This is a genomic window from Cognatishimia activa (assembly GCF_017798205.1).
GTDB classification, from domain to species: domain Bacteria; phylum Pseudomonadota; class Alphaproteobacteria; order Rhodobacterales; family Rhodobacteraceae; genus Cognatishimia; species Cognatishimia activa_A.
Map to the genome: position 1 here is coordinate 393,584 of NZ_CP060010.1, position 26,574 is coordinate 420,157.

24 protein-coding genes are annotated in these 26,574 nt (G+C 57.7%); 20 read left to right on the forward strand and 4 right to left on the reverse strand.

Annotated features, from left to right (window positions below; all coding sequences use genetic code 11):
- Positions 1 to 44 precede the first annotated feature (44 nt).
- The 20 genes from ccoN (at position 45) to HZ995_RS01960 (ending at position 21,651) form a co-directional block, all read left to right on the forward strand.
- Entirely contained in the window at positions 45 to 1,682 is a 1,638-nt protein-coding gene (gene ccoN, locus HZ995_RS01865) for a cytochrome-c oxidase, cbb3-type subunit I (RefSeq protein ID WP_209356996.1), read from the forward strand.
- A gap of 12 nt (positions 1,683 to 1,694) precedes the next feature.
- Positions 1,695 to 2,420, forward strand: a complete 726-nt coding sequence (ccoO, locus tag HZ995_RS01870) for a cytochrome-c oxidase, cbb3-type subunit II (RefSeq protein ID WP_209356997.1) — start codon at positions 1,695 to 1,697, stop codon at positions 2,418 to 2,420.
- Positions 2,421 to 2,430: 10 nt separating this feature from the next.
- Positions 2,431 to 2,655 (forward strand): cbb3-type cytochrome c oxidase subunit 3, encoded by a 225-nt coding sequence (locus HZ995_RS01875; RefSeq protein ID WP_209356998.1) that lies wholly within the window; start codon positions 2,431 to 2,433, stop codon positions 2,653 to 2,655.
- Complete coding sequence (ccoP, locus tag HZ995_RS01880) at positions 2,648 to 3,499, forward strand: cytochrome-c oxidase, cbb3-type subunit III (protein WP_209356999.1); 852 nt, start codon at positions 2,648 to 2,650, stop codon at positions 3,497 to 3,499. Before HZ995_RS01875 ends, ccoP begins: the two co-directional genes overlap by 8 nt.
- A 101-nt stretch (positions 3,500 to 3,600) precedes the next feature.
- Positions 3,601 to 5,010, forward strand: a complete 1,410-nt coding sequence (gene ccoG, locus HZ995_RS01885; RefSeq protein ID WP_209357000.1) for a cytochrome c oxidase accessory protein CcoG — start codon at positions 3,601 to 3,603, stop codon at positions 5,008 to 5,010.
- On the forward strand, positions 5,007 to 5,468 hold the full coding sequence (locus tag HZ995_RS01890; protein ID WP_209357001.1) for a FixH family protein: 462 nt from the start codon (positions 5,007 to 5,009) through the stop codon (positions 5,466 to 5,468). Before ccoG ends, HZ995_RS01890 begins: the two co-directional genes overlap by 4 nt.
- On the forward strand, positions 5,465 to 7,597 hold the full coding sequence (locus tag HZ995_RS01895) for a heavy metal translocating P-type ATPase (protein ID WP_209357002.1): 2,133 nt from the start codon (positions 5,465 to 5,467) through the stop codon (positions 7,595 to 7,597). Before HZ995_RS01890 ends, HZ995_RS01895 begins: the two co-directional genes overlap by 4 nt.
- Positions 7,594 to 7,731, forward strand: coding sequence for a cbb3-type cytochrome oxidase assembly protein CcoS (gene ccoS / locus HZ995_RS01900; RefSeq protein WP_209357003.1), 138 nt, complete (start codon positions 7,594 to 7,596; stop codon positions 7,729 to 7,731). Before HZ995_RS01895 ends, ccoS begins: the two co-directional genes overlap by 4 nt.
- Positions 7,732 to 8,035: 304 nt before the next feature.
- Positions 8,036 to 9,040, forward strand: a complete 1,005-nt coding sequence (locus HZ995_RS01905; RefSeq protein ID WP_209357004.1) for a Gfo/Idh/MocA family protein — start codon at positions 8,036 to 8,038, stop codon at positions 9,038 to 9,040.
- Positions 9,037 to 10,608 (forward strand): acyl CoA:acetate/3-ketoacid CoA transferase, encoded by a 1,572-nt coding sequence (locus HZ995_RS01910; protein WP_209357005.1) that lies wholly within the window; start codon positions 9,037 to 9,039, stop codon positions 10,606 to 10,608. Before HZ995_RS01905 ends, HZ995_RS01910 begins: the two co-directional genes overlap by 4 nt.
- Positions 10,605 to 11,372, forward strand: a complete 768-nt coding sequence (locus tag HZ995_RS01915) for an enoyl-CoA hydratase/isomerase family protein (RefSeq protein WP_209357006.1) — start codon at positions 10,605 to 10,607, stop codon at positions 11,370 to 11,372. The genes HZ995_RS01910 and HZ995_RS01915 overlap by 4 nt, the downstream gene beginning before the upstream one ends.
- Before the next feature lie 3 nt (positions 11,373 to 11,375).
- Positions 11,376 to 12,902 (forward strand): aldehyde dehydrogenase family protein, encoded by a 1,527-nt coding sequence (locus HZ995_RS01920; protein ID WP_209357007.1) that lies wholly within the window; start codon positions 11,376 to 11,378, stop codon positions 12,900 to 12,902.
- Between the two features lie 49 nt (positions 12,903 to 12,951).
- Positions 12,952 to 14,202 carry an ABC transporter substrate-binding protein gene (locus tag HZ995_RS01925; protein ID WP_209357008.1) on the forward strand — a complete coding sequence of 417 codons (1,251 nt, stop codon included), beginning with the start codon at positions 12,952 to 12,954 and terminating at the stop codon, positions 14,200 to 14,202.
- An 82-nt stretch (positions 14,203 to 14,284) separates the two neighbouring features.
- Entirely contained in the window at positions 14,285 to 15,178 is an 894-nt protein-coding gene (locus HZ995_RS01930; protein WP_209357009.1) for a carbohydrate ABC transporter permease, read from the forward strand.
- The gene (locus HZ995_RS01935; RefSeq protein WP_209357010.1) at positions 15,178 to 16,056 is read left to right on the forward strand and encodes a carbohydrate ABC transporter permease; all 879 of its coding nucleotides are present in this window, start codon (positions 15,178 to 15,180) and stop codon (positions 16,054 to 16,056) included. The genes HZ995_RS01930 and HZ995_RS01935 overlap by 1 nt, the downstream gene beginning before the upstream one ends.
- Before the next feature lie 4 nt (positions 16,057 to 16,060).
- Positions 16,061 to 17,173 carry an ABC transporter ATP-binding protein gene (locus HZ995_RS01940; RefSeq protein WP_209357011.1) on the forward strand — a complete coding sequence of 371 codons (1,113 nt, stop codon included), beginning with the start codon at positions 16,061 to 16,063 and terminating at the stop codon, positions 17,171 to 17,173.
- Positions 17,170 to 18,657 carry an FAD-dependent oxidoreductase gene (locus HZ995_RS01945; protein WP_209357012.1) on the forward strand — a complete coding sequence of 496 codons (1,488 nt, stop codon included), beginning with the start codon at positions 17,170 to 17,172 and terminating at the stop codon, positions 18,655 to 18,657. The genes HZ995_RS01940 and HZ995_RS01945 overlap by 4 nt, the downstream gene beginning before the upstream one ends.
- A 22-nt stretch (positions 18,658 to 18,679) precedes the next feature.
- Positions 18,680 to 20,275, forward strand: a complete 1,596-nt coding sequence (locus HZ995_RS01950; protein WP_209357013.1) for a GMC family oxidoreductase — start codon at positions 18,680 to 18,682, stop codon at positions 20,273 to 20,275.
- The gene (locus HZ995_RS01955) at positions 20,272 to 20,595 is read left to right on the forward strand and encodes a Dabb family protein (protein ID WP_209357014.1); all 324 of its coding nucleotides are present in this window, start codon (positions 20,272 to 20,274) and stop codon (positions 20,593 to 20,595) included. Before HZ995_RS01950 ends, HZ995_RS01955 begins: the two co-directional genes overlap by 4 nt.
- A gap of 45 nt (positions 20,596 to 20,640) precedes the next feature.
- The gene (locus HZ995_RS01960; protein WP_209357015.1) at positions 20,641 to 21,651 is read left to right on the forward strand and encodes a LacI family DNA-binding transcriptional regulator; all 1,011 of its coding nucleotides are present in this window, start codon (positions 20,641 to 20,643) and stop codon (positions 21,649 to 21,651) included.
- Here HZ995_RS01960 and HZ995_RS01965 read toward each other — a convergent pair whose 3' ends face one another.
- From HZ995_RS01965 to gloA2, 4 genes are all read right to left on the reverse strand, one after another.
- Positions 21,652 to 22,593, reverse strand: a complete 942-nt coding sequence (locus HZ995_RS01965; protein ID WP_209357016.1) for a sugar kinase — start codon at positions 22,591 to 22,593, stop codon at positions 21,652 to 21,654.
- 1 nt (position 22,594) lies between these two features.
- Positions 22,595 to 24,661, reverse strand: coding sequence for an FAD-dependent oxidoreductase (locus tag HZ995_RS01970; protein WP_209357017.1), 2,067 nt, complete (start codon positions 24,659 to 24,661; stop codon positions 22,595 to 22,597).
- Positions 24,662 to 25,825, reverse strand: a complete 1,164-nt coding sequence (locus HZ995_RS01975; protein WP_209357018.1) for a Gfo/Idh/MocA family protein — start codon at positions 25,823 to 25,825, stop codon at positions 24,662 to 24,664.
- Between the two features lie 119 nt (positions 25,826 to 25,944).
- Positions 25,945 to 26,346 carry an SMU1112c/YaeR family gloxylase I-like metalloprotein gene (gloA2, locus tag HZ995_RS01980; protein ID WP_245168719.1) on the reverse strand — a complete coding sequence of 134 codons (402 nt, stop codon included), beginning with the start codon at positions 26,344 to 26,346 and terminating at the stop codon, positions 25,945 to 25,947.
- Between the last annotated feature and the right edge of the window lie 228 nt (positions 26,347 to 26,574).

Here is a 26,574-nt window from a genome sequence, read left to right on the forward strand (position 1 = left end):
TTGACCGGTTCTCTTCGTGCACATTTGCAAGAAGGGGTCTTTGCATGATGGTTTTTAGGCTTGTCGCACTCGCACTCGTGGTGCTTGTTGCGGCTTATGCGGCGGATCAGGGACGCGACCTGGCGTTTCGAATCCATGGTTTGATAATTCTGCTGGTGGCGGGGATGTTGTTCCTTTGGGAATTGCGTCGCTCGGATGCGCCTGCACCTGTTCACGCACAGGGCGACTATAAAGACGATGTCGTCCGCGCCGGCGTGATCGCGACGGCCTTTTGGGGCATGGCGGGTCTTGCGGTTGGGGTCTTGATCGCTTTTCAACTCGCGTTTCCTGCGCTGAATTTCGACTGGGGCGCGCCGTTCACAAACTTTGGTCGCCTGCGTCCACTGCACACCAGTGCGGTGATTTTTGCCTTTGGTGGCAACGCCTTGCTGGCCGCGAGCTTCTACATCGTGCAACGGACCTCTCGGGTGCGCCTCTTTGGCGGCAATCTGGTGTGGTTTGTATTCTGGGGATACCAGCTGTTCATTGTGCTGGCCGCCACCGGATACCTTCTGGGCGCAACTCAGTCCAAAGAATATGCCGAGCCGGAATGGTATGTTGATATCTGGCTGACCATCGTTTGGGTTTGCTACCTGATCGTGTTCCTTGGCACGATCCTGCGCCGCAAAGAGCGTCATATCTACGTCGCCAACTGGTTCTTCCTGGCCTTCATCATCACCATTGCCATGCTGCATGTGGTCAACAATCTGGCCGTGCCTGTCAGCATCTGGGGCAGCAAATCTGTGCAGCTTTTCTCGGGTGTGCAGGATGCGATGACCCAATGGTGGTATGGCCACAACGCGGTGGGCTTCTTCCTGACTGCGGGTTTCCTGGGCATGATGTACTATTTCGTGCCGAAACAGGCGAACCGTCCGGTTTATTCCTATAAACTGTCCATCGTGCACTTCTGGGCGCTGATCTTCCTCTATATCTGGGCGGGTCCGCACCACTTGCACTACACGGCTCTGCCTGATTGGGCTTCAACACTGGGTATGGTGTTCTCGGTCGTACTTTGGATGCCGTCCTGGGCCGGTATGATGAACGGTCTGATGACGCTGAATGGCGCATGGGACAAGATCCGCACCGATCCGATCATTCGCTTCCTCGTGGCCAGCCTCGCCTTTTACGGCATGGCAACCTTCGAAGGCCCAATGATGTCGATCCGCGCGGTCAACAGCCTTAGCCACTACACCGACTGGACAGTTGGACACGTGCATTCCGGTGCGCTGGGTTGGAACGGTATGATCATCTTTGCGATGGTTTACTTCCTGACACCTCGCCTCTGGAACCGTGGATCCATGTATTCCAACGCGGCGATGAACTGGCACTTCTGGCTCGCGATGATCGGAATCGTGCTCTACGCAGCCTCCATGTGGGTCTCGGGCATTATGGAAGGCCTGATGTGGCGCGAAGTTGATGACCAAGGCTTCCTTGTGAACAGCTTTGCCGACACCGTCAGCGCCAAGTTCCCAATGTATGTGGTGCGCGGATTGGGTGGGGTTCTCTACCTCGGTGGTGCTGCGCTCATGTGCTGGAACATGTGGATGACCATCCGTGGCTATGAGCCGGTCACCCAGAAAGTCGCAACCATGACACCTCCGGCGGGCGCCACTGCGGCCCCAGCTGCAACCCCCGCTGAATAAGGAGATCCAACGATGGCTTTGATCGACAAACACGTCATCCTTGAACGCAGCCCGACACTTCTGCTGGCCTTCTCGCTGTCGGTTGTGACGATCGGCGGGATCGTGGAAATCGCGCCGCTCTTTTGGCTGGAAAACACCATCGAAGAGGTAGAGGGCGTCCGCCCCTACTCTCCTCTCGAGCTGGCCGGGCGGGATATCTATATCCGCGAAGGCTGTTACACCTGCCACAGCCAGATGATCCGCCCGATGCGGGATGAGGTCGAGCGCTATGGTCACTATTCGCTGGCGGCCGAGAGCATGTATGACCACCCGCATCAATGGGGGTCTAAACGCACGGGGCCTGATCTGGCGCGGGTCGGTGGACGCTATTCTGATGAATGGCATCTGGACCACCTGATCGACCCACAATCGGTTGTGCCCGAAAGCGTCATGCCCAGCTATGGCTTCCTGATGGAGGCCCGTCTGGACGGCGATCACATCGGCGAATTGATGGAGACCCACCGTTTCGTCGGCGTGCCTTACACGGACGAGCAGATTGCCAATGCCTATGCTGATTTCCGCGTGCAGGCCGATCCTAACAGCGATTGGGACGATATGGCAGAGCGCTATCCCGGTGCCGCCATCGGCAACTTTGACGGGCAACCAGAGCTGACCGAAATGGATGCTTTGATCGCCTACATGCAGATGCTTGGCACTCTGGTCGACTTCTCGACCTTTGTTCCAGACGCAAGCCGGTAGGAGGGAAACGATGGAAACCTACAGCTTCCTCAGAGCCTTCGCAGACAGTTGGTTCCTGATCGCAATGTTCACGTTCTTTCTGGGGGCCTGCGCTTTCGCCTTTTGGCCGACGCTGCGCGGGGCACGCGAAGACGCCGCCGGAATTCCGCTGCGCGATGACGCCCCGGGTTGCGCCAAAAACTGCGCTGCCTGTGCCTGTAAAACAGATTTCATTGAGGGTCCGCACAATGGCTGAACCACGTATTGACGAACTGACCGGTCGCGAGACCATGGGCCATGACTTTGACGGCATCGAAGAGCTGAACAACCCGATGCCACGCTGGTGGCTGATCAGCTTCTACCTGCTGATCATCTGGGGCATTGGCTATACAATCGCCTATCCTGCCTGGCCGATGATTTCCGGCGCGAGCAAAGGCTTGCTCGGATATTCCACACGCGGAGAAGTCGCCGCCGATATCACAGCGCACGAAGCCGCCAACGCAGAACTGGTCACGGCACTGCTTGCCCAGGACATGGGTGAATTCGATCCACAGTCGGATCTGCACCGCTATGCTGCTGCGCGGGGTGGCGCGGTCTTTCGGGCGCAATGCAGCCAGTGCCACGGGGCCGGTGCTGCGGGGGGCGAGGGCTATCCGAACCTTTTGGACAATGACTGGCTTTGGGGCGGTTCGCTTAAGGACGTTGCCTACTCGATCCGCCACGGTATTCGGAACCAGACCGACGACGACGCGCGCTATTCGGAAATGCCTGCCTTTAAAGACATTCTTGAAGCAGAGCAGATCGCGGCGATTGCGGCCTTTATTCCCACCCTGCCCCAAGCGGATTGGGAAAGTGAGGCAGGTGTCCTGTTTACAGACAACTGCGCCTCATGCCACGGCGATCAGGGCACAGGTGACCGCGAGTTGGGGGCGCCCAACCTCGCAGATGCTCTCTGGCTCTATGGGGGCGACCAAGAGACCTTGGTTGAGACAATCACCTATTCCCGCTTTGGTGTCATGCCCGCTTGGGGCCAGCGCCTCAGCGAGGAAGACGTCCGCGCCGTGGCAACCTATGTGCATGCCCTGGGTGGCGGCGAATAAACGCTATAAAAACCATCGCCTCAGCGCTTCTTGATCTGGATCAAGGTTGCGCTGAGGCACATGCATCATGAAGGCCATAGTTGTCACAACTGGTCAAAAAAATGCCTGAGTCGAGTACCTCTCTTTATGCCGCACGCGAGCCGATTTTCCCCAGACGGGTGTCGGGTCGGTTCCGGAACCTCAAATGGGTGATCATGGTGGTCACTCTTGGCATTTATTACCTGACGCCCTGGATCCGTTGGGACCGCGGTCCAAACCTGCCAGATCAGGCAGTTCTCGTGGACCTCGCAGGGCGCCGATTTTATTTCTTCTGGATCGAGATCTGGCCGCATGAATTTTACTTTGTCGCGGGTCTTTTGATCATGGCAGGCCTTGGCCTGTTTCTATTCACATCGGCATTGGGGCGGGTTTGGTGCGGCTATACCTGCCCTCAGACCGTCTGGACCGATCTGTTCATACTTGTGGAGCGCTGGATCGAGGGTGACCGCAATGCGCGCGTCAAACTGCACCACGCGGGCTGGTCTGTCCGCAAAGCGCGTTTGCGCCTGACGAAATGGATCGTCTGGGCCCTGATCGGCTTGGGCACCGGTGGTGCTTGGGTGTTTTACTTTGCCGATGCACCGACGCTCTTCAGAGATTTGATTAATCTAGAGGCCGCGCCTGTTGCCTATGCCACCATCGCAATTCTCACCGCGACGACGTTCGTATTCGGTGGCTTCATGCGCGAGCAAGTCTGCATCTACATGTGCCCCTGGCCACGCATTCAGGGTGCGATGATGGACAACGACACGCTGACAGTTGGCTATCGCGACTGGCGCGGAGAACCACGCGGCAAAGCGCGCGATGCGAACGCAGGCGACTGTGTGGATTGCATGGCCTGTGTGAACGTGTGCCCTATGGGCATCGACATCCGCGACGGGCAGCAAATGGAGTGCATCACCTGCGCGCTTTGCATCGATGCCTGCGACGACGTGATGGACAAACTCGGGCGCGATCGTGGCTTGATCGACTATCTTGCGCTGTCTGACGCACCACGCGAAGAGGCGGGCGAGAAGCCAAAACCCATTTGGCACCATGTTTTGCGCCGCCGTACGGTTCTTTACACAGCGATTTGGTCGCTTGTCGGCTTTGCCATGGTCTATGCTCTCTTTATGCGGCCCGAGATCGAGATGACGGTTGCCCCCGTGCGCAACCCGACATTTGTGACCCTGTCTGATGGGTCTATCCGAAACGCATACGAATTGCGCTTGCGCAATAAACATGGGGCCGAACGCATGTTTGGTATTCATGTGAATGGCGACGCTATGTGGGTCTTGGGGCTTGAAGGGAGCCCATATAGCGCCGTCCCCGTGGCAGCGAACGAAACGCTTAAACTCCGCGTCTATGTCACCGCGCCAGTGGGCAGCGAGTCCGCGCAGGCGGCAGAAACGCCGCTGCGGTTCTGGGTCGATGATCTGGCCAATGGCGAGCGCGCATATAAGAACACGATTTTCAATGGGAGCGGATCATGAAGGAACTAAAAGGCTGGCACGTCGCGACATTTTTCGGGTTGGGCTTTGGCACAATCATAGCCGTAAACGCAGCATTGGCCGTCAGCGCCGTGCGCACTTTCCCTGGGCTCGAGGTGAAAAATTCCTACGTCGCAAGCCAAAGCTTTGACGCGAACCGAAGTGCACAAGAGGCGCTGGGCTGGGATGTTTCGGCATGGATCGCCGAGGGGCAACTGAAGCTGTCCTTTAAAGACAACGGCGTGGCTGTCGCGCCGATCATTGAAACGGCAACCTTTGGGCGGGCGACATCGGTTGCAATGGACCAAACGCCCATTTTCAACTTTGACGGCGAGGTCTTTATCGCACCAATCGAAGCGGGCTCTGGCAATTGGAACCTGCGGATTACGGCTCGGTCCATGGATGGGACCAAGTTCCAACAACGGATTATCGTCGATGCTCCAGACGAGGCGAAGTCATGACAGCCGCCTGTCCTGCTTGCGTTGCAGCGCCGGCTGCCATTGAGGTGGCTTTGCCAAAAGCTGCGGTTCAGCTTTCGGTGCCATCTGTGCGCTGCGCGGCTTGCATCGGGGCCATTGAATCTCATCTCGCGCAGGTTCCGGGTATTCAGTCCGCACGCGTGAACCTGTCGCAAAAGCGGGTTGCCGTCGAAACGGACCTCCCGCCAGCGGAAATCGCAAAATCACTCGAGCAGATCGGCTATGAGGCCTTTCCCCTAAATGCAGCTGCCCTTGGGAGCCGAGGCGACGCAAGCGGCCAAGACCTACTGATGCGCATGGGTGTTGCAGGCTTTGCCATGATGAATGTCATGCTGCTTTCCGTCGCCGTCTGGTCCGGCGCGAGTGGCGCAACGCGGGATCTGTTTCACCTTATCTCTGCGGGGATTGCTCTGCCCGCGGTGCTCTTTTCGGCACAACCCTTCTTTCAGAACGCATGGCGCGCATTAAAGGTCGGCCGCCTGAACATGGACGTTCCGATATCTCTCGCGATCCTGCTTGCGAGCGGAATGTCCTTGTACGAGAGCCTGCACGGCGGTCATCACGCCTATTTCGACGCGGCACTTTCGTTGACCTTCTTCCTTCTGATTGGACGGTATCTCGAACAGCGTACGCGGTCCGCTGCACATTCTGCCGCCAAGGAACTCTCGGCGCTTGAGGAACACACCGCTCAGCGCATGCTCGGTGGCATATCCGAGGTCGTACCCATCGCGGATCTGCGCGAAGGCGACACGATCTTGGTCACAACAGGCGCGCGCGTTCCCGCAGACGGACGGCTGTTGACGGCCACAGCACATACGGACCGGTCCTTTTTGACAGGCGAGAGCGATCCCATCGCGCATGATGTCGGAGCCACCCTAAACGCGGGCGAGATCAACCTCGGCGCGCCATTTGAACTCTGCGTCGACGCCTCAGGTACAAACACACGTCTGCACCAGATCACCCAGCTGATCGAAACCGCAGAAAACGCGCGCAATCGCTATACGTCTTTGGCCGACCGCGCCGCGCGCATCTATGCGCCGGGGGTGCACCTTCTGGCCGCGCTCACATTTGCAGGCTGGGTCATCGCGTCAGGTGACATTCGCCACGCGTTGAATGTCTCGATAGCGGTTCTGATCATCACCTGCCCCTGTGCTCTGGGACTGGCCGTGCCTGCGGTCTCGACCGCCGCCATCAGCCGCCTCTATCGACTGGGTTTCCTAGTGAAATCCGGCACCGCACTAGAGCGGCTTGCAGAGGTCGACAGCCTCGTTTTTGACAAAACTGGCACGCTGACCAAACCGGGGTTTGATCTGGATCTGACGCGTTTCTCTCGCGAAGAACTCAGCGTCATGAAAGCCCTGTCTCAGGCGTCGTCGCATCCTTTGTCCAAGGCACTCAGCAATTTCCTTGGGGACATCACCCCAGCCGAATTGACAGACCTCGAAGAGGTTAAAGGCGCGGGCGTGCGAGCCAAATTCGGCGGGCGCCCCGTTACCCTAGGCCGCGCCTCTTGGCTGTCGCAGTCAGGTAGTGGGCTGATTTTGAAAATTGGAGAAGCCAGCAGATCCCTTCCCTACAGCGAGAGCCTTACAGAGGGAGCCATTGAGGCCGTTGAAGGCACGCAAGCGCTGGGTTTGCCGTCAGTCGTTTTGTCTGGCGACACCCCTTTGAAAACACGCTCCATTGCAGATCGTTTGGGCATCGATGACTGGCACGCGCAGGTTTCACCAGAAGAGAAGAGCAATTTGATCGCTGAAAGCTCCGATCAGGGGCAATTGTCCTGCATGGTGGGCGATGGTTTAAACGACACAGTGGCTTTGGCCAGCGCCCATGCGTCGGTCGCGCCCGGATCGGCGCTTGATGCTGCGCGCTCTGCATCTGATGTGGTTTTGTTGAGAGGAAGTTTAGAAAAACTACCGCAACTCTTTAGAACTGCCCGCATGGCCGTACGCTTGTCCAAACAAAACTTTGCAATCGCAGCGCTCTATAACGCCATTGCAATCCCCATCGCGGTCGCCGGGTATGCGACCCCTCTGATGGCCGCGCTTGCGATGTCTTTTTCGTCCATCACCGTGATTTTCAACGCCGCCCGCGTAGGAGTACAAAAATGAATGTCCTTGCGATCTTAATTCCCGTTTCTCTTCTTCTAGGCGGCGCAGGCTTGGTCGCTTTTGTGTGGACGTTGAAGTCAAATCAATATGACGACCCCGAAGGCGAAGCCGCGCGAGTGCTTTTGGACGGATAGGACTGCAAATCCTCGTTTTGCAGTCACATAAGTGTCTGAGTGAAAATCACAGACGAGTCTCTGGACGGCCGTAAGGTCTAGTGCCCCCCATTGCGTGGGACCTAGAATCACATGTTCGAAGGTTGAGACGAGCCTGTTTGATCTGCTCGCACTCAATCACGCAAAATCATCTAATTTATCAGTAATTTAGATAGGTTCCCTCGCTGCAATTAAAGAAATGGTTGACGTTTTATGGAACGTTCCACTAAAACTTCTTTTGGAACGTTCCAAAGTTGTGTGCATCTGAGTTTCGAAGGGGGGAGCTATGAACTGGGCGTTGATCGGCGCAAGCACTATTGCGCGGCAATATATCATACCGGCGATCCGCTCATTCGACGGCTCAGAGGCGGCTTGGGTTGTCAGTGGCTCTGCGGAACACGCGAACAACTTCGCAACGGATGAAAACATCGCGAATGCCACCACAGACTTGGCACAGGCCCTGGCCGACACATCGGTTGACGCGGTCTACATCTCTTCGACCAATGAAAAACACCACGCGCAGGCGCTTGCGGCCATTGCTGCGGGCAAGCACGTGCTCTGCGAAAAACCACTAGCCATGTCTTTGGCCGAGGCCCGCGAGATGATCGACGCGGCCAAGGCAGCAGGCGTCCACTTTGCGACAAATCACCATCTGCGCTGCGCAGGCAGTCATCGCGCGATCCGCCAGCTGATCGCCGACGGCAGGATCGGAGAGGTTCTGTCCGTAAAGGTTTCTCACGCGGTCAGCCTGCCTGAACATCTGCGCGGCTGGCGTCTGGACAATCCTGGCGCGGGCGGCGGCGTTGTGCTCGATATGACCGTGCATGACACAGACACCATCCGCTATCACCTAGGAGAAGATCCGGTCTCGGTAGTTGCAGAGGCTGCGTCCTCTGGCATGGGACAGGGGGTTGAGGATTCTGCCATGGCGATCATGACCATGGCCTCCGGCATTCAAGTCCTAAGCCACGTGAGCTTTGGCCACCCTTTCGGCAAAACCGGCGTGGAAATTCACGGCAGCAAAGGCGCGATCTATGGCAAAGGCGTTATCGCCCAAACGCCTGCTGGCGAAGTGACACTTGTGACGGCCGAAGGCCACGAGGACATCTCTTTCCCACGCCACGACCTCTATGAACAGGTCCTCGCAGAATTCACCGCAGCCGTGAATGGCCAACCCCATCAAGGCGCGACCGGTGAAGATGGCTACAAATCTCTGGCCGTTGCCTTGGCAGTCCGCGAGGCGGCAGCCACCGGCCAGCGCCAACATTTGAACTACGGAGAGCCCCAATGAACAAAGTCGTCAGCGCCTCTGACGCGGTTGCGCGGATTGCCGATGATGCGGTCGTCACAGTGTCTTCCTCTTCGGCACTGGGCTGCCCGGATTTTGTGCTTAAGGCCATCGGCGCGCGGTTTGACGCCGAAAGCCATCCGCGCAATCTGACGACCATCCACCCGATTGCCGCGGGCGATATGTATGGTGTGCTGGGCGTCGACTACATCGCCAAAGATGGGCTTCTGTCGCGTATTTTGGGCGGCTCTTATCCGTCGGGCCCCTCGTTCAAGCCCATGCCCGAGATCTGGAAAATGATCGTCGAAAACCGCGTGGCCGCCTACAACGTGCCCTCTGGCGTCTTGTTTGACATGACACGCGAAGCCGCCGCCAATCGCCCCGGCGTTTTGACCAAGGTAGGCATGGAGACCTTCGTCGACCCCAAACGCCAAGGCTGTGCGATGAATGACAAGGCCGCGGAAACGCCGATCGTCTCGCGAGTGGAGTTTGGCGGCGACACATGGCTGCACTTCCCGAATGTCGTACCAAATGTCGCCATCATCCGCGCCACCACGGCCGATGAATTCGGCAACCTCACCTATGAAAACGAAGGCGCCTATCTGGGTGCTTTGGAGCAAGCCATCTGCGTGAAAAACCACGGAGGCCTTGTGATCGCGCAGGTCAGCCGCGTGACCAAACGCGGGTCCTTGCGGCCGCATGACGTGCGCGTGCCGGGTCATCTGGTGGATTGCATCGTGATTGATGCGAACCAGAAACAGACCTGCGAAACCCAATACGACCCTGCAATTTCCGGCCAGATCATGCGGCCTTGGGACAGCTTTTCCCTCGCGGAACATAGTGTAGAGAAAGTCATCGCCCGCCGCGCGGCGATGGAGCTGCAGCCTGGCATGACCGCGAACCTCGGTTTTGGGATCAGCGCGATGGTGCCTCGGATCCTGCTCGAAGAGGGTCACCCAGAGGCCGTGACCTGGGCCATCGAACAGGGCGCAGTCGGCGGCATGCCTTTGACAGGTTTCGCCTTTGGCTGTGCATCCAATGCGGATGCTTTTGTCCCTTCTCCGCAGCAATTCATCTATTTTCAGGGTGGCGGGTTCGATGTGTCGTTCCTCTCGTTCCTTGAGGTCGACGTCGAAGGCAATGTCAACGTCTCGAAACTTGGCAAAAAACCATATCTGACAGCGGGTTGCGGTGGTTTTGTGGACATTGTGTCTGGGGCCAAAAAGATCGTCTTCTCTGGCTGGTTTGAAGCAGGTGCACAGGTGGAACTGACCGACGACGGCATCTCGATTGCAGCGCCGGGCAAGTTCTCGAAAATGGTCGAAGAGGTCGAACATGTGACCTTCTCGGGCCAGCGCTCCCGTGAGCTGGGACAAGAGGTGCTTTACGTCACCGAGCGCTGCGTCATGCGGTTGGGAGACAACGGTCTTGTGGCAACGGAAATCATGCCCGGGATCGATCCACAAAAGGACATTGCGGAGGCCTCTGGTGGCCGTGTGTCCATCGCAGAGGACGCGATCATCATGCCGCTGTCGCTGTTGGCCGACGCTCCAATGGGATGGGGTGCATGAGCCGCGTTCAAATCATAAAATCGGGCCGTGTGGCCGAGCTTCGATTGGACAATCCGTCCAAGATGAATGCCTTTACGGTGCAGATGTTAGATGATCTGGCCGCGCATTTGGACATCATCGAACGCGACGCCGAGATTGGCGCTGTGATGCTGACCGCCGAGGGCGACAAGGCCTTCTGCACAGGCGCAGACATAAACGCCTGGGGAGACCTCAACCCGACAGAATTCGCGCGGTTTTGGGTGCGTGATGGGCATCGGATTTTTGATCGTCTGGCACGTCTTTCCAAGCCCACCATCGCGGTTCTGAACGGCCATGCTTTTGGCGGAGGCCTTGAATTGGCTGCGGCATGCGACATCCGCGTTATGGCCCCCAAAGCCTCTCTGGCTCTTCCCGAAGCCGGTGTTGGCATCGTGCCGGGTTGGTCTGGCACCCAGCGCCTGATGCGCCTTTTGCCAGAACCGATAGTCAAGGAAATGGCGCTCTTTGGGCATCGGATCAAAGCTGATCGCGCGCTTTCCGTCGGTTTTGTTGTGGCAGTCGATGAAGACCCCCGCGCTGTGGCCGAAGCACTCGTAGACCGCGCTCTGACGCTTTCACCTCGCGCGGTCGAGATTTCAAAATCCATGATCCATGCCGCCCAAGGCGAAGATCGCGGCGCCATGGTCGAAGCGCTTGGCAGCGCCGCTATCGCCGCATCGGAAGACCGTCAAGAAGGCGTCACCGCCTTTCAAGAAAAACGCAAGCCTGACTTCTCTGGAAAATAAAGAATGAACGATCTCAATATCATAACCGAGCAAACCATCGCTCTGCCAGAGACGCCTTATCAGGCGCGCCACTATATCAACGGTGCGTATCTGGACAGCGCGGATGGTCAGGTTTCTGATCGGATGTCTCCGTCCCATGGCGTGCTGGTCAGCCAAGCGGCTTTGGGGTCTGTGACTGAAACCGAGGCCGCAATCGGTGCGGCGCGCGCGGCTTCTGATGATGGCCGCTGGAGCCGCCTGTCCGGCAAAGACCGCGCCGCCGTGTTGAACAAAGTCGCCGATCTGATCGAGGCGAACGAAGAACGCCTCGCCCTGATCGAGACGTTGGAAAGCGGTAAACCGATCTCCCAAGCGCGCGGCGAATGCGGTGGTGCCGCCGATTTGTGGCGCTATGCTGCCTCGCTCGCGCGCACCAGCCACGGCGAGAGCCACAACGCGCTTGGTGACGATATGCTGGGCGTGGTCATCAAAGAGCCCATCGGTGTGGTGTCGATCATCACGCCCTGGAATTTCCCATTCTGGATTCTCAGCCAAAAGCTACCCTTTGCTTTGGCAGCGGGCTGCACCTGTGTCGTAAAACCCTCCGAGATGACGCCGTCCACGACAGCCATGTTGGGTGAGTTTTTGACCGAAGCAGGTCTGCCCGAAGGCGTCTGCAACATCGTGCTAGGCTATGGAGATCCGGTCGGCAGTTTGATGAGCACACATGACGACGTCGATATGGTGTCCTTCACCGGGTCCACCGCCGTGGGCAAACGCATTAGCAAAGCAGCAAGCGACACTTTGAAGAAAGTCGCGCTGGAACTTGGTGGTAAGAACCCGCAGGTGATCTTCCCGGATGCCAATCTGGAAAGTGCGGCGGATGCTGTCACCTTCGGCGTCTATTTCAATGTGGGTCAGTGTTGCAATTCTTCCAGCCGCATCATCGTCCACGAAGACATCGCCAACGCCTTCGTGAACCGCGTGGTCGAGATGTCTCGTCACGTGGCGTTCGGCAACCCTTTAAACCCGGATACACAAGTTGGCGCGATTGTCACCGCCGAGCATCAAGCCAAGATCGACGCCTATGTCTCCGATGCTAAAGAAGCAGGCGCGGAAATCTGCATCGGCGGAGGATCGCTGCAAGTCGCTGAAATTGGGTCACAGTTTTACCAACCAACCGTCGTGCGCGGCGTCACGTCGGACATGGCGATCGTTCGTGAAGAGGTCTTTGGACCGGTCTTGGTGGTGCAAACGTTCAAGACAATGGACGAAGTGATTGCGCTAACAAATGACTCTGACTACGGTCTTTCAGCAGGGGTATGGAGCGAAAACGTTCATACATGTCTAGAGTTTTCTCGCCGCGCGCAAGCGGGGACGATTTGGACAAACACATGGATGGATGGGTTTCCCGAACTAGCTTTTGGAGGGGTAAAGCAATCGGGACAAGGGAGAGAAATTGGCCAGTACGGCTATGACGAATTCCTCGAGGTGAAATCTTTGGTGATGCGCGTTGGCGATTCCAGAGCACCTTGGGTGAAAATGCCCTGATAGGAACAGGGATCATGAAGAGAAAACGCAATAATCTAGGGAGGATATAATGCGTTATTTTGGAAAGAAATCTATGATGGCGGCGGCTCTGCTTGCGTCGACTTCCATGGCGTCCGCATCGGACGTGGAAGTTCTGCACTGGTGGACTTCGGGCGGTGAAGCGGCAGCGCTGAACGTTCTGAAAGAAGACCTCGCCGGTCAATCCATCGGCTGGAACGACATGCCAGTTGCTGGTGGTGGTGGCGAAAGCGCCATGACCGTTCTGCGGGCACGCGTCACCGCGGGTGACCCACCAACCGCGGTTCAGATGCTGGGCTTTGACATCCTCGACTGGGCCGAAGAAGGCGCGCTCGCGGATCTGAACGACGTCGCCGCTGCTGAAGGCTGGGACGCGGTTGTGCCTGCGGCTCTGCAAGCTTTCGCGAAACATGACGGCAAGTGGATCTCTGCACCTGTGAACGTGCACTCCACCAACTGGGTCTGGGCGAACAAGGCCGTTCTGGACGAGCTGGGCATCGCGCAGCCAACCACTTGGGCTGAATTCGAAGCAGCGATGGCAACCGTTAAAGCCGCGGGCAAAACCCCACTGGCACACGGTGGTCAGGCTTGGCAGGAAGCCACCATGTTTGACGGTGTTGCACTGTCTGTTGGTGGTGTCGAGTTCTACAAGAAAGCCTTCATCGATCTGGATCCAGAAGCACTTGGCTCTGACATGATGGTTGAGACCTTCAACCGCATGGCGACCCTGCGCGCGAATGTGGACGACAATTTCTCTGGTCGTGACTGGAACCTCGCATCTGCGATGGTTATCAACGGCGACGCCGCCTTCCAGATCATGGGTGACTGGGCGAAGGGTGAATTCCTGAACGCAGGCAAAACCCCTGGCGAGGACTTCCTCTGCTTCCGCGTCCCAGGTTCTGCGGGTGCGGTGAGCTTTAACTCTGACCAGTTCGCTATGTTTGCTGTGGCCAGCGACGATGCACAAGCGTCCCAAGGCGCAATGGCGGCATCCATCATGTCTCCAGTGTTCCAGTCCGCGTTCAACGTAGTCAAAGGCTCTGTCCCTGCACGGACCGACGTGCCTGACGCAGACTTTGACGCTTGCGGCAAACAAGGCATGGCAGAACTGGCGGCAGCAGCCGCGTCTGACACTCTGGTTGGCTCCATGGCGCACGGCCACGCAAACCGCGCAGCTGTGAAGAACGCGATGTATGACGTCATCACCGCGCACTTCAACGGTGAGTACGACGCACAAACCGCAGCCGAAGAAATGGTGACTGCGGTCGAGCTGGCGCAATAAGCCACCTTTGAAAGAATACTCTGGGGCGGCACGCCTCGCCCCAGAGCACCTGCTTAAATCTCTGAAAATTTGGGAGGAAACGATGGCCCGCGCTGGCGATGTCGATTTCAAAACCAAGCTCCAGCATTGGATTCCGAAGGTCGTGCTCAGCCCGTCCTTGGCACTCGTGCTCCTCTTTGTATACGGGTTCATCCTGTTCACGGTTTACCTGTCCTTCACCGATAGCCGCATTCTGCCGAGCTATGGGTGGGTTGGGTTGGAAAACTATTCCAAACTCTGGCGGCTGAGCCACTGGGAGACGTCGCTCAAGAACCTTGGCGTCTATGCCGCGCTTTATATTTCGATTTCCACTGTAGTGGGCCTGACGCTGGCCATCTTTCTGGATCAGAAAATCCGCGGCGAAGGCATCCTACGCCCGATCTATCTATACCCAATGGCGCTTAGTTTCATCGTAACCGGCACGGCGTGGAAATGGTTCCTGGATCCCGGTATCGGTCTTGAGCACACAATGCACCTCTGGGGCTGGGAGAGCTTTGAGTTCAACTGGATCAAAGACCGCAACTTCGCGATCTATACCGTTGTTATTGCAGCCGTTTGGCAGTCCAGTGGTTTTGTCATGGCGATGTTCCTCGCAGGCCTGCGCGGCATCGACAGCGAGATCATGAAAGCGGCACAGATTGATGGCGCGAGCAACTGGAACCTCTATCGCCGGATCGTGATCCCGCTGTTGCGCCCTGCCTTCCTGTCGGCCTTCGTGATCCTCTCGCACCTCGCAATCAAGAGCTATGACCTCGTGATCGCCCTGACCGGCGGCGGCCCGGGCCGCGCGACAGAATTGCCCGCGACCTTCATGTATTCCTACACTTTTACTCGCAACCAAATGGGCATCGGGGCCTCTTCGGCGGTGATCATGCTGATGACCATCGCGGCGATTATGATCCCTTACCTCTACGCTGAACTGAAGGAGGACAAGTGATGTCGGCTGCACAATCTCAATCCGTGCGCACCGGGCGTATCACGCGGACATTCATCTATGTCTTCCTGCTGGTCGCCTCGCTGTTCTACCTCTTGCCGTTCTTCATCATGCTGGTGAACTCGGTGAAACCGCTCAGCGAGATCACTGGCGGCAATATGATGGCGCTGCCACAGGTCTTTACGCTTGAACCCTGGGCCGCTGCATGGTCCTCTGCACAGGTCGGTGTCGAGCCTACGGGTCTGCGTCCCTATTTCTGGAACTCGATCAAGATGGTGGTTCCGGCGGTGTTTATCTCGACCGTATTGGGCGCGCTGAACGGCTATATCCTGACAAAATGGCGGTTTCGCGGGGATACGATCCTTTTCGGGCTGATGCTGTTTTCCTGCTTTATCCCGTTTCAGATCGTTCTGATCCCAATGGCGCGGATCCTGGGCATTCTTGGGCTGTCCGGCTCGACTTATGGTCTGATCCTTGTGCACGTAGTTTACGGCATCGGCTTTTCGACGCTCTACTTCCGCAACTACTACGCAGCCTTCCCGACCGAGCTGGTTCGTGCAGCGCAAATTGACGGCGCCGGGTTCTTTCAGATCTTCCGCCGCATCATGCTGCCGTCGTCGGGCCCGATCATCGTGGTCTGTGTGATCTGGCAGTTCACCAACATCTGGAACGACTTCCTCTTTGGCGCGTCCTTCGCCTCGGGGTCCGGAGCACCGATGACGGTTGCTTTGAACAACCTCGTGCAGTCCTCAACGGGCGTCAAAGAATACAACGTTCACTTCGCAGGCGCGATCCTCGCCGCCTTGCCGACACTTCTTGTCTACATCGTGGCCGGACGCTTCTTTGTCCGCGGCCTGATGGCTGGCTCTGTAAAAGGATAAGACTATGGGCTTTCTCGACATCAACAACGTAACCAAATCCTATGGCGCGGTCGAAGTCCTGCATAAGGTCGACATCGCCGTCGAAGAGGGCGAGTTCCTTGTGCTCGTCGGCCCCTCGGGCTGTGGCAAATCCACACTGTTAAACATGATCGCAGGTCTTGAGGACATCACCTCCGGCGAGATCGGGATCAACGGGCGTGTTGTGAACGGCGTGCACCCGTCAAACCGCAACATCGCGATGGTGTTCCAAAGCTATGCGCTCTACCCGAATATGACGGTTGGGCAGAACATCACCTTTGGTCTGGAAATGCACGGGGTGCCAAAGCCCGAGCGCGACAAAGCCATGAATGACGTGGCAAAACTTTTGCAGATCGAACAGCTCTTGGATCGCAAACCGGGCCAACTGTCTGGCGGGCAACGCCAACGTGTGGCGATGGGCCGGGCGCTTGTGCGTGATCCTGATGTGTTCCTTTTTGACGAGCCGCTCTCTAACCTCGACGCCAAACTGCGCGTCGACATGCGGACCGAGATCAAAAAGCTGCATGAAAAGCTAAAGACCACAATCGTTTACGTGACCCACGACCAGATCGAGGCGATGACGCTCTCGACCCGTATTGCCGTCATGTACGAAGGCTATGTGCAACAGCTTGGCACGCCGAAAGAGATCTATGACACGCCCGCGAACCTCTTTGTGGCGACCTTCATGGGCTCTCCTGCGATGAACATTATGAACGCCAAGGTCGTCATGAAAGACGGCCGCCCACATGCGTCGCTGGTGACGTCTGAAGGGGGCGAAGCGCTGCTGCCGTTTTCTCAGGACAATATGTCTGAGTGGGATGGCAAAGAGGTCCTCCTGGGGATCCGCCCCGAAGCGATCACCGATCCTGATGGGGCGGATCGTAAATCCAGCAATGTGGTGACCTTGGAAAACCGCATTATCGTGACAGAACCCGCGGGTTCTGACACCTTTGTCACCACAAACCTGGGCGGCAAAGACGTGATCTCGCGTCTGCGCGCGGATGTCCCTGTGTCGGCTGGTGAGATGTTCGGCTTTGCGGTCAACATGGAGAAGGCCGTCGCCTTTGATCCCGCCACCGAGAAGCGCATCGAAGGGTGAGCGACGCTGACGTCATAGTCATCGGCTCGGGCATTGGCGGCGCCACGATGGCGGCGGCTTTGGCCGAGACCGGCAAGCGCATTCTTGTGCTCGAGAAAGGCGATCACCTGCGCCCTTCTATGCACGACCGGGATGCGCAGTCGATCTTTGCCAAAGGGCACTATCGACCCGATGAGACATGGCTGGACGGCAAGGGACAGTCGTTCAATCCGGGCAACTATTACTACGTCGGCGGGAACTCGAAGTTCTTTGGCGCAGTGTTCCTTCGCTATCGCCGCGAGGATTTCTCGCCGATCGCACATATGGGGGGAACCTCGCCCGGTTGGCCTATAACCTATGACGCGTTGGAACCGTTTTACGGCCGTGCCGAGATGCTCTATCAGGTCCGTGGCCAGATAGGCGAAGACCCAACAGAGCCGGATCACGCGACACTCTACCCTCATCCTCCTTTGGCCGATGAACCGGGTATTGCAGAGTTCCGCAGGCGCATGGGCGCTATTGGCATGTCACCCTCGTCATTGCCCTTGGGGGTGGACATCGAGACCTGGCTCGCACGCGGTAAAACGCCTTGGGATGCCTACCCAGACACGACTGGCGGCAAGATGGACGCAGAACGCGCGGCTCTGTCGCAGGCACTCTCGCATGGGAACGTCCGGCTGCAAACGAAAGCCGACGTCGCGCGTTTGAACTATGACGGCACACGCATTTCATCCATCACTCTGGCCACTGGGGAAACGTTGAGCGCGCCCTTGATCGTTCTCGCAGCCGGAGCCGTGCAATCCGCCGCGCTCTTGTTGCGGTCGGCCAATGACAATACCCCGCTTGGGCTCGCGAATAGTTCCGATCAGGTCGGACGGAACTTTATGAACCACAATTGTTCGGCCGTTCTGGCGCTGCATCCGTTTCGGCGCAACGAGGCGGTCTATCAAAAAACCCTGATGCTGAATGACTATTATCTGACAGGCGGCCCAAACGGAGAACCTTTGGGCAATATCCAGCTGTTGGGTAAAATTTCAGGCGAGATCTTGCGGGCCAACTCCCCACTGCCCGCGCCGCTGGCGCGCTGGATCGCAGACAGATCGGTCGATCTTTACGCCATGTCCGAAGACCTGCCGAACCCCGACAGCCGCGTGACGCTGACGGGTGGGCAGATCACGCTGGATTGGAAGCGCTCGAACTGGGAGGCGCATGAAGCTCTGGTCGCCAAGCTCAAGCAGCAATTGCGCAAGGCTGGCTATCCGATTGTGCTTGCGCGGCCCTTTGATCGGCGCACGCCTTCGCATCAATGCGGCACCGCGCGGATGGGACATGATCCAGCTCAAAGCGTCGTGAACACGTTCTGCCAAAGCCATGACATCGAAAACCTCTTCATCACGGATGCCTCGGTCTTGCCGACCTCAGCCGCTGTGAACCCCGCGCTGACAATCGCTGCCCTCAGCCTGCGCGCGGCCGACCATATCAAACAAACCCGCTTTGCTGCCTAGCAAAGCCCGAAGGACCCGAAAAATGACCAAAGGCTATGATTTCATCATCATCGGAGGCGGAGCAGCAGGCTCGGTTCTGGCCGGGCGCTTGTCTGAAATCCCCGATGCGCAGGTGCTGTTGCTAGAGGCCGGCGGCAGCGACCGCAATCCTTTGTACCACCTGCCCGCAGGCTTCGCCAAAATGACCAAAGGCATCGGGTCCTGGGGTTGGGATACTGTGCCGCAAAAACACATGCAAAACAAAGTCTTCCGCTATACGCAGGCGAAAGTGATCGGCGGAGGCTCGGCCATCAACGCCCAGATCTACACCCGCGGTAATGCGCAGGATTACGACGACTGGCGGCAGATGGGCTGCGAGGGTTGGGGCTATGAAGACGTACTGCCCTATTTCCGCAAGGCCGAGGACAACGACACCTATAACAACAAGTATCACGGCCAAGGCGGGCCTTTGGGCGTAAGCCAGCCATCGGCACCGCTACCGATCTGTGATGCTTATTTCGACGCGGCGGCCGCGGTCGGCATCCCGCGCAATATGGACATCAATGGAGAGTCGCAGGACGGCGTTTGTTACTATCAACTGACCCAGCGCAACACGCGCCGTTCTTCGGCGGCGATGGCCTATGTGACGCCAAACCGCCACCGCAAGAACCTATCGGTGCGTTTGGGCGCGCAAGTCAAACGCCTGATCGTCGACAAAGGCCGCGTGACCGGCGTTGAAATGGTCGACGGTGAACAGATCTACGCTAACGCAGAGGTCTTGATGTCCGGTGGTGCTATCGGATCGCCTCGGCTCTTGCAACTCTCTGGCATCGGCCCGGCGGATCATTTGCAATCTCTTGGGATCAATGTGGTCTATGACCAGCCGCAGATCGGGGAAAACCTTCAGGATCACCTCGACCTTTATTGCATCAGCGAGCTCAAAGGTCCCTTTAGCTATGATCGCTATGCCAAGCCGCTTTGGGCCGCATGGGCCGGCCTGCAGTATATCATCGCGCGCAAGGGTCCCGTCGCCTCTTCGCTCTTTGAAACCGGAGGGTTTTGGTACGCAGATCCTGACGCCCGTTCCCCAGACATTCAGTTCCACCTTGGGCTCGGCACCGGTATCGAACACGGCGTCGCGGCCATGCCGCAAGGCGGCGTGACTTTGAACTCCTGCTATCTGCGCCCAAGGTCTCGCGGCACGGTACGCCTGCAAAGTGCCGATCCCGCCAAAGCGCCTTTGATCGACCCGAATTACTTGCAAGACCCAATGGACCGCGAGATGTCGATAAGGGGTCTGAAACTCACCCAAGAGATCCTCTCTCAGTCGCCGCTCAAGGACTACATTCTCGCGGAACGCCTGCCTGGGCCGGATGTGAAAACGGACGAGGATTACTTCAACTTCATCTCCGAGCACTCCAAGACCTCGCACCATTGCGCAGGCACCTGTCGCATGGGCATTGATGACGCGGCGGTCGTGGATCCATCCCTGAAATTCAACGGCTTGGACGGGCTGCGCATCGTCGACAATTCCATCATGCCGACAGTGATTTCCTCAAACACAAACGCTGCTGCGATCATGATTGGCGAGAAAGCCGCCGATATGATCAAAGCCGACCACGGCATGGAGGCCGCATGATACGTCATATTGTTCTCGTCAAATTCCAACCAGACGTCACAGACACGCAGATCAGTGCGATCTTTTCTGAACTGCATGATATCAAAGCCAAACTGCCCGGTGTGCTGTCGATCACCGCAGGTCGCAGCGAAAGCCCAGAGCAGATCGAACGCGGCTATATGCATGGTTTCGTTGTGGATTTCACCGATTGGGACACATTGCAGGCCTATCAGGATCACCCGGATCACAAGGTTCTGGGCGGCAAACTGGTGGCCAACGCCATCGGCGGGATCGACGGAATTTTGGTATTTGACCTTCCCATAGACCAAGCAGCCGAGTAACACCGCCCAAACCACGCCCTAATCCAAGAGAGGCCGCAGAGACCCATGACCCGGAAGCCGACAATCATAGATGTCGCCAAGAAAGCCGGAGTGTCTAAGTCCACGGTCAGCCTCGTGTTGCGCAACAGCCCCACCATTCGCGACGAAACCCGCGAGCTGGTGCGCGCTGCGATGCGGGATTTGGGGTATGTCTATAACCGCTCGGCCGCAAATATGCGCAGCTCGAACGCGGGGCTGATTGGCCTCGTGATCAACGATCTGCGCAACCCTTTCTTTACAGAGTTCGCCACCTCCCTGCAGATGGCGCTGGCTGAGAAAAGCTACGCCACGGTTCTGGCGAATACCGACGAGGACGCAGAGCTTCAGGCGCAGGTTGTCAGTTCTATGATCGAACACGGGGTCTCGGCCCTGATCATCTGCCCGGCCTATGGCAGCACGCAGGACACTTTCGACGCCATTGCCCGCGCGGGCATTCCTGTGATGCAAATGCTGCGCCGAGTGGACAGCCGAACCGACCTCTTTCCCTTCACCGCGCCGGACTATGTGACCGGCAGCCGTCTGGCGACGGAGCATTTGGTCGTACAAGGCGCTCGGAACATCGCCTTTGTGGGTGGGCTTGAGGGGCGTTCCGTGACCGAAGAACGCATGTCCGGATATCTGAGCGTGATGAGCGCCTCGGGCAAAGAGCCAATTATCCTGAACGGCGAGTCCTCTCGGAAATTCGGCCGTGATGTGGCGCATAGGTTGGCGCAGGAACATCCAGATGTGGACGGCGTGGTCTGTTTTAACGATCTTGTGGCCTTGGGCCTGTCCAGCGGCTGCAACGAGATCGGTCGATGCGTTGGCAAGGACGTGATCATCGTAGGCTTTGATAACATCGAGGACGCAGCAGAGACGTACCCATCGCTATCCTCCGTCGGCTATGACATCGCCTCGATTGGCGCGCAAACAGCGGAAACCGTGCTGAACTGGCTGGAAAGCGGGCAAGTCCCCGAAGCTGAAACACGCAAACCTGTCGAATTGTTTGTGCGACAATCCAGCGGCGGATCACTCTAGCTAGTTTGCGTCATAGGCGTGGGCTTTTGTGGCTTCTTTCGGAAGTCGCGCACCGAAATGGCCGATGACATCCCCCGCCAGAGCTTGTCCCTTGCGCACCGACGCTTCGACGTTCAGCCCTTTGAACCGGCCCGCTAAGTATCCAGCGTTGAAAGCATCCCCTGCGCCAGAGGTATCTTTCACCTTAGTCACAGGGCCTGTGTCGAAGGTCAGCCGTCTTTTGGCACTTAACATGTGAACATCGCCCTCGCCGTTTTTGACGACAACTTCTGAAACGCCTAGCCCTTCATATCGCACCAACGTGTCAGCTGGGGTCGCATCGCCCCAACAGAGAGTTTCATCATCAAAGCTCGGCAAGGCGATGTCTGCCTCAGATAGGAACCCCGGCAATGTGGCGCGCACCTCATCCATAGAGTCCCACAGCTTTGGACGCACGTTTGGGTCAAAAGACACCAAAGCCCCCTTTGCGCGCGCTGTTTTGAGGGCCGCGAGCAGGTTTTCGCGTGCCGCCGGCGATAGGATCGCGACAGTAATTCCCGACAAGTGGATCAGACCCGCATCCGCAATCTGACGCGTCAGCGGCTCAACATCCTCCGCCAACATCCGCGCCGCAGACTGCGCACGCCAATACTGAAAACTCCGTTCTGCGCCGTCCAATTCGATCAGGTAAAGCCCCATCGTCCGGTCTGCGTCCCGTGCAATGCCCGTGGTATCCAGCCCATCGGCCTCAAGCTCTGCGCAAAAGGCATCAGACACCGCGTCTTGACCCACTTTGGTTACATAGCCAACAGAGGCGCCCTGCCCCAAGATCTGCGCCATATGCCATGCGGTGTTGAACGTGTCCCCGGCAAAGCCGCGTTTGTAGAGGCCGTCCCCCACGGGGGCCATTTCGACCATCGCTTCGCCGATCGCGAGGACGCGTTTGTTCGCGGAAAACTGCATGTCAGGCGCTCTCACCCGTGTCGTGGATTTCAGAGGTCAGCCAAGCGGGCCAGTCCCGTTCGAAAAAAGATTTGTCCGATGGATCATGCGCGCGGTTTTTGCGCGTCCGCAATGTCATTTCAGTCCCCTTTAGGCGCACAAGGATCTGCGAACCCTTGTCCGCGTCGCGTTCGGGTCTGAACCGATACTCTGTCAGCGGACCATCTGGGCCTTGTGGCAGAGCCCCGCCCTCTGGATCACAAATCGCCCGCGCCCCGCGACTGCCGCCGCCACCTGACACGTAGTGATCCAAGGCGGTCAACACGGCCTCAGACGCCAGCGCCATTTGATGCCACTGGAGCGCCCGCGCTGCCTCGCTGTCGCGTGATAAGGTGATGCCATGCGCGCGAATAGACGCGTTCAGATCTGCCGCTTCGCCGCATGCCGCTGCCACGCGGTCTTGCGTGCACAAGATCCCTGCGTCCTCGCTCATCCGCGTTTGAACCGAAGAGCGGATGTCTTTCACCGCCATGCCGTCCTCAGCCCGCAGAACCTGCACAATGTCTTCAACGGCCTTCGTCCCGAGCGTTGCAATCTCATCGCGCGGCACTTGCTGTCCGCAGGCCGCAATCTGCTCTGCAACCCGCGTCCCGAAAACTTGCCCCGCGTTCAGCGCAGACCCGCCGGGGCGCGTCGCACCATGGGTGCCTGCAGCTTCGCCAATCGCGTAAATCCCGCCGATGTTGGTGCGCCCCCAAATGTCGACCGCGATGCCGCCGTTCATGTGCTGGTTGTTCACCGCAAATTCCAAAGGCTCCAGCGTGATGTCGACCTTATAGCGACGATAGAGTTCTATCGCCAAAGGGTTCATATGCTTGAGCCGGTCAATCGGAAGGTCGTGGTCTGCGCCAGCCTTGCTGAGATAGGTCGCAACATCGGGATCCAGTCGATCTAGGCTAAACGGCAAATCGCCCGGTACCGGCAAAGGGTTGCGGTTGAAGTCCATGAAGACTTTGCGCCCCTTCTCACCTTCGCGATAGATCGCCAGATCGACGAGACTAGAGCCAAAGTCGAGCATTCGGCTTGCGTGAAACGGCCACTGATAACCCTTGCGAAATACGTTCGAGGCCATTTCCTGTGTAGTGCGGTAATAGTCCGCGAGGAAATGATGCTCGGCGCCGGCCTCATCCACTGAATAGATATGGGGAATGACCTGCACGTAGGTGCCCGAGAGGTTCCATGGAAATCCCTCGCGGCGGGTGCCGATCCCAAACTGGCTTTCGGTCAGGTTGACCAGCTCCAGCCCAGCCTCCAGCGCCAGCCCAAGCGAGCCGTAACAGCCGTTAGGAAACACGCTGTCGCGATAAAGCTCGCCCGGGCCGCCCGCCGCCAGCACCAAACGCGCGCAGCGGAACAAGACGAGACCGTATGGATTGGTCTCGCTACGGTCTTTGGCGCGGATCGCCAGAACGCCCGCGACGCCGCCTTCTGAGGTAAGAATTTTCACCGCAGTTGTCTGGTTAAAGAACGGCACACCTAACCTAAGTGCCTCTTGCGCCAGCACTTTCACCATCAACCGCGATGTCCGAGGCCCACAGCTCGTGGCCCGCCCGACCTCATCATGGTCCGTCTGATACCGCAACGTGCCGCCCAGTTGATCCTGCGGCAGAGGTAGGCCAAGAAACTGCAAAGACGCCATAGCGCGGCCGGACCCAACCGCCTCGATATAGGCCGTGTCTTCATCCATTGCCCCACCGGCGCGGATGGACTCGGCCATATCAACGAAATTGTCCCCCTGATCAGCGGTGTTCGCTGTGTGCAGCGTCTGTTTGTCAGACCCGGAACAGGCCGAGGTGCCACCCCAGGCGCTTTGGCTGATGATGGTCACGTCGATGTCGCGACGCCGTAGCTCGACCGCCGCACGAAGACCGGCAGCCCCGCTGCCAACCACAAGGGTGTCTGTCGGGTGAACCGGCACGTCAAACGTGCCCAGTTTTACCGCGTCTTCGAAGGCCGGCTCCGCGCCGAGCTTTGGCATTTCGACGTCGGTCAACGCGTCCAGAATATGCTGTGGAACAGGGTGTGTCATCTATGCGATATCCACCCAGCTTTGCGTATCTGATGAGGTCATACAGGCATCCACGATCTGGCAAATTTGGTGCCCGTTTTCAAAGGTCGGCCAAGCCGGAGTATTGGTGACAATCGACTTAATGACCTCTGCGGCTTCGATGATTTTGCTCTCGTTATAGCCCAGAGCGAAATTCGGCAGAGGCAGGAAAGCACGGAAGGTCTCGTTTTCCGGCCCCACGTCGATCTCGCGATAGCCGCGACGGCCGATCTTGTCGTCGTTGGAGTAAAACCGCAGGCGGTTCACCTCGTCATAGGTGTAGGCAAGGCTGCCTTTGGTGCCATAGATCTCGTAAGTCTGCATAAATTTGCGCCCCGTCGCGACACGGCTGAAATCCACCAAACCACGCGCGCCATTGGCAAATTGCACCATCAGGTTCGTGCCGTCGGGATTGGTGATATCGGCCCAGTCTTCGTCGCCCTTAAGCTCAGCGCTTTCCCCATAGGCGAGACCGTCCACGACAGGGCGCTTTGGCGTAACGATAAAGTTGTCGGCAACCAGTTTGGCGACGGGGCCAACCAGAAACTCCATAAAGCTAAAGACATGGCTTCCGGTGTCGCCGATGATCCCCGTTGGAGCCAATTCTCCGTTGGCGCGCCACATATAGGGGGTCAGCGGGTCGCCATACATGTCGATGTGCTGGCAAGCCTTGAACAGCTTGATCTCTCCGATCTCACCTGCATCAATGATCTCTTTGGCAAGGTCGTGCACAGGATTGCGCGGGAAGGCATGACCCACGCGGGTGATCACACCCTTTTCCTTCGCGATATCGGCCAACTCGCGCGCCTCGGCTGCCGTATCCGCCAAAGGCTTTTCGCAATAGACATGCTTGCCTGCCAAGAGCGCCGCCTTTGCGACTTCATAGTGAAGGCTATCAGGAAGACAGATATCGATCAGATCAATCTCGGGATCGGCAATGGCCTCTTTCCAGTCCTTAACGATCCGCGCTTCAGGAGCGCGCTGCGCGAGATCGGCAGCGGCATCAGGGTTGGCTTCAACCAGAATCTTGACCTCGGCCGTGCCATTTTCGCTCCCCAGAAAATGTGGGAAAGTCTGGTAGGCCATCGTATGGACTTTGCCCATCCAGCCAGAGGCCCCCAAGACAGCAACTCTCACCTTTTTCACGGCCGATCCCCCCAAATTTTGACGCGGTACAACTTTTTACTGGAACGTTCCAGTGATCGTCATAAATGGAACGTTCCAAGTGGTCAAGCAGACCGTTGCTTAGGGGCGTGATTCAGTGGCTATTCAATGGAATAGAGCTCGAGCGGAACGCCATCCGGATCTTTGAAGAAGGTAAAAGCATTGCCCGTGTAAGGATCGGTGCGAATCTCTTCGACCTCGACCTCCATGCTTTCAAGACGGGCTTTTTCTTTGGCGACATCCCTCACTTTGAAAGCCAGATGCCTTAAGCCAATCGGTTCGACACCCGCAAGGCGGTTCTCTCGTTCGGGAAAGGTGAACAGCTCGAGCTGAGTCCCATCAGGCAGCGCAAGATCAAGTTTCCAAGAGTTGCGATCTGCGCGGTAGTTTTCGTCGACGACGGTACATCCGAGGACATCCAGATAGAACGCTTTGGACAGTTCATAGTCCGACACGATCATTGCGATGTGGTGAATGCCTTCGATCATCTCTTGGCCCTCCATTGGCCTCTGGCTCAACGAACCACGTTAGGCGGCGGCTGTCTACAATCAGGGTACACAACGGTCAGCACGACACGGTTTCCCTCCCACCTGCCCCTCCTGAAAACTCTTGATGGACCGCACGACTGTCATGCGCTAGCAGTCAAGGCAAATCACGTCAGCAGAGCTGGTCAAGGCGCGTCCGCCGGGCGATCTAGACCAGTTTCCCTGCCATTAACGGAGCACGTCCAG

Bases quoted from the DNA above. Each gene is read 5' to 3' on its own strand.
- ccoN (WP_209356996.1), top strand. From the start codon at position 45: ATGATGGTTTTTAGGCTTGTCGCACTCGCACTCGTGGTGCTTGTTGCG.
- ccoO (WP_209356997.1), top strand. From the start codon at position 1,695: ATGGCTTTGATCGACAAACACGTCATCCTTGAACGCAGCCCGACACTT.
- HZ995_RS01875 (WP_209356998.1), top strand. From the start codon at position 2,431: ATGGAAACCTACAGCTTCCTCAGAGCCTTCGCAGACAGTTGGTTCCTG.
- ccoP (WP_209356999.1), top strand. From the start codon at position 2,648: ATGGCTGAACCACGTATTGACGAACTGACCGGTCGCGAGACCATGGGC.
- ccoG (WP_209357000.1), top strand. From the start codon at position 3,601: ATGCCTGAGTCGAGTACCTCTCTTTATGCCGCACGCGAGCCGATTTTC.
- HZ995_RS01890 (WP_209357001.1), top strand. From the start codon at position 5,007: ATGAAGGAACTAAAAGGCTGGCACGTCGCGACATTTTTCGGGTTGGGC.
- HZ995_RS01895 (WP_209357002.1), top strand. From the start codon at position 5,465: ATGACAGCCGCCTGTCCTGCTTGCGTTGCAGCGCCGGCTGCCATTGAG.
- ccoS (WP_209357003.1), top strand. From the start codon at position 7,594: ATGAATGTCCTTGCGATCTTAATTCCCGTTTCTCTTCTTCTAGGCGGC.
- HZ995_RS01905 (WP_209357004.1), top strand. From the start codon at position 8,036: ATGAACTGGGCGTTGATCGGCGCAAGCACTATTGCGCGGCAATATATC.
- HZ995_RS01910 (WP_209357005.1), top strand. From the start codon at position 9,037: ATGAACAAAGTCGTCAGCGCCTCTGACGCGGTTGCGCGGATTGCCGAT.
- HZ995_RS01915 (WP_209357006.1), top strand. From the start codon at position 10,605: ATGAGCCGCGTTCAAATCATAAAATCGGGCCGTGTGGCCGAGCTTCGA.
- HZ995_RS01920 (WP_209357007.1), top strand. From the start codon at position 11,376: ATGAACGATCTCAATATCATAACCGAGCAAACCATCGCTCTGCCAGAG.
- HZ995_RS01925 (WP_209357008.1), top strand. From the start codon at position 12,952: ATGCGTTATTTTGGAAAGAAATCTATGATGGCGGCGGCTCTGCTTGCG.
- HZ995_RS01930 (WP_209357009.1), top strand. From the start codon at position 14,285: ATGGCCCGCGCTGGCGATGTCGATTTCAAAACCAAGCTCCAGCATTGG.
- HZ995_RS01935 (WP_209357010.1), top strand. From the start codon at position 15,178: ATGTCGGCTGCACAATCTCAATCCGTGCGCACCGGGCGTATCACGCGG.
- HZ995_RS01940 (WP_209357011.1), top strand. From the start codon at position 16,061: ATGGGCTTTCTCGACATCAACAACGTAACCAAATCCTATGGCGCGGTC.
- HZ995_RS01950 (WP_209357013.1), top strand. From the start codon at position 18,680: ATGACCAAAGGCTATGATTTCATCATCATCGGAGGCGGAGCAGCAGGC.
- HZ995_RS01955 (WP_209357014.1), top strand. From the start codon at position 20,272: ATGATACGTCATATTGTTCTCGTCAAATTCCAACCAGACGTCACAGAC.
- HZ995_RS01960 (WP_209357015.1), top strand. From the start codon at position 20,641: ATGACCCGGAAGCCGACAATCATAGATGTCGCCAAGAAAGCCGGAGTG.
- HZ995_RS01965 (WP_209357016.1), bottom strand. From the start codon at position 22,593: ATGCAGTTTTCCGCGAACAAACGCGTCCTCGCGATCGGCGAAGCGATG.
- HZ995_RS01970 (WP_209357017.1), bottom strand. From the start codon at position 24,661: ATGACACACCCTGTTCCACAGCATATTCTGGACGCGTTGACCGACGTC.
- gloA2 (WP_245168719.1), bottom strand. From the start codon at position 26,346: ATGGAGGGCCAAGAGATGATCGAAGGCATTCACCACATCGCAATGATC.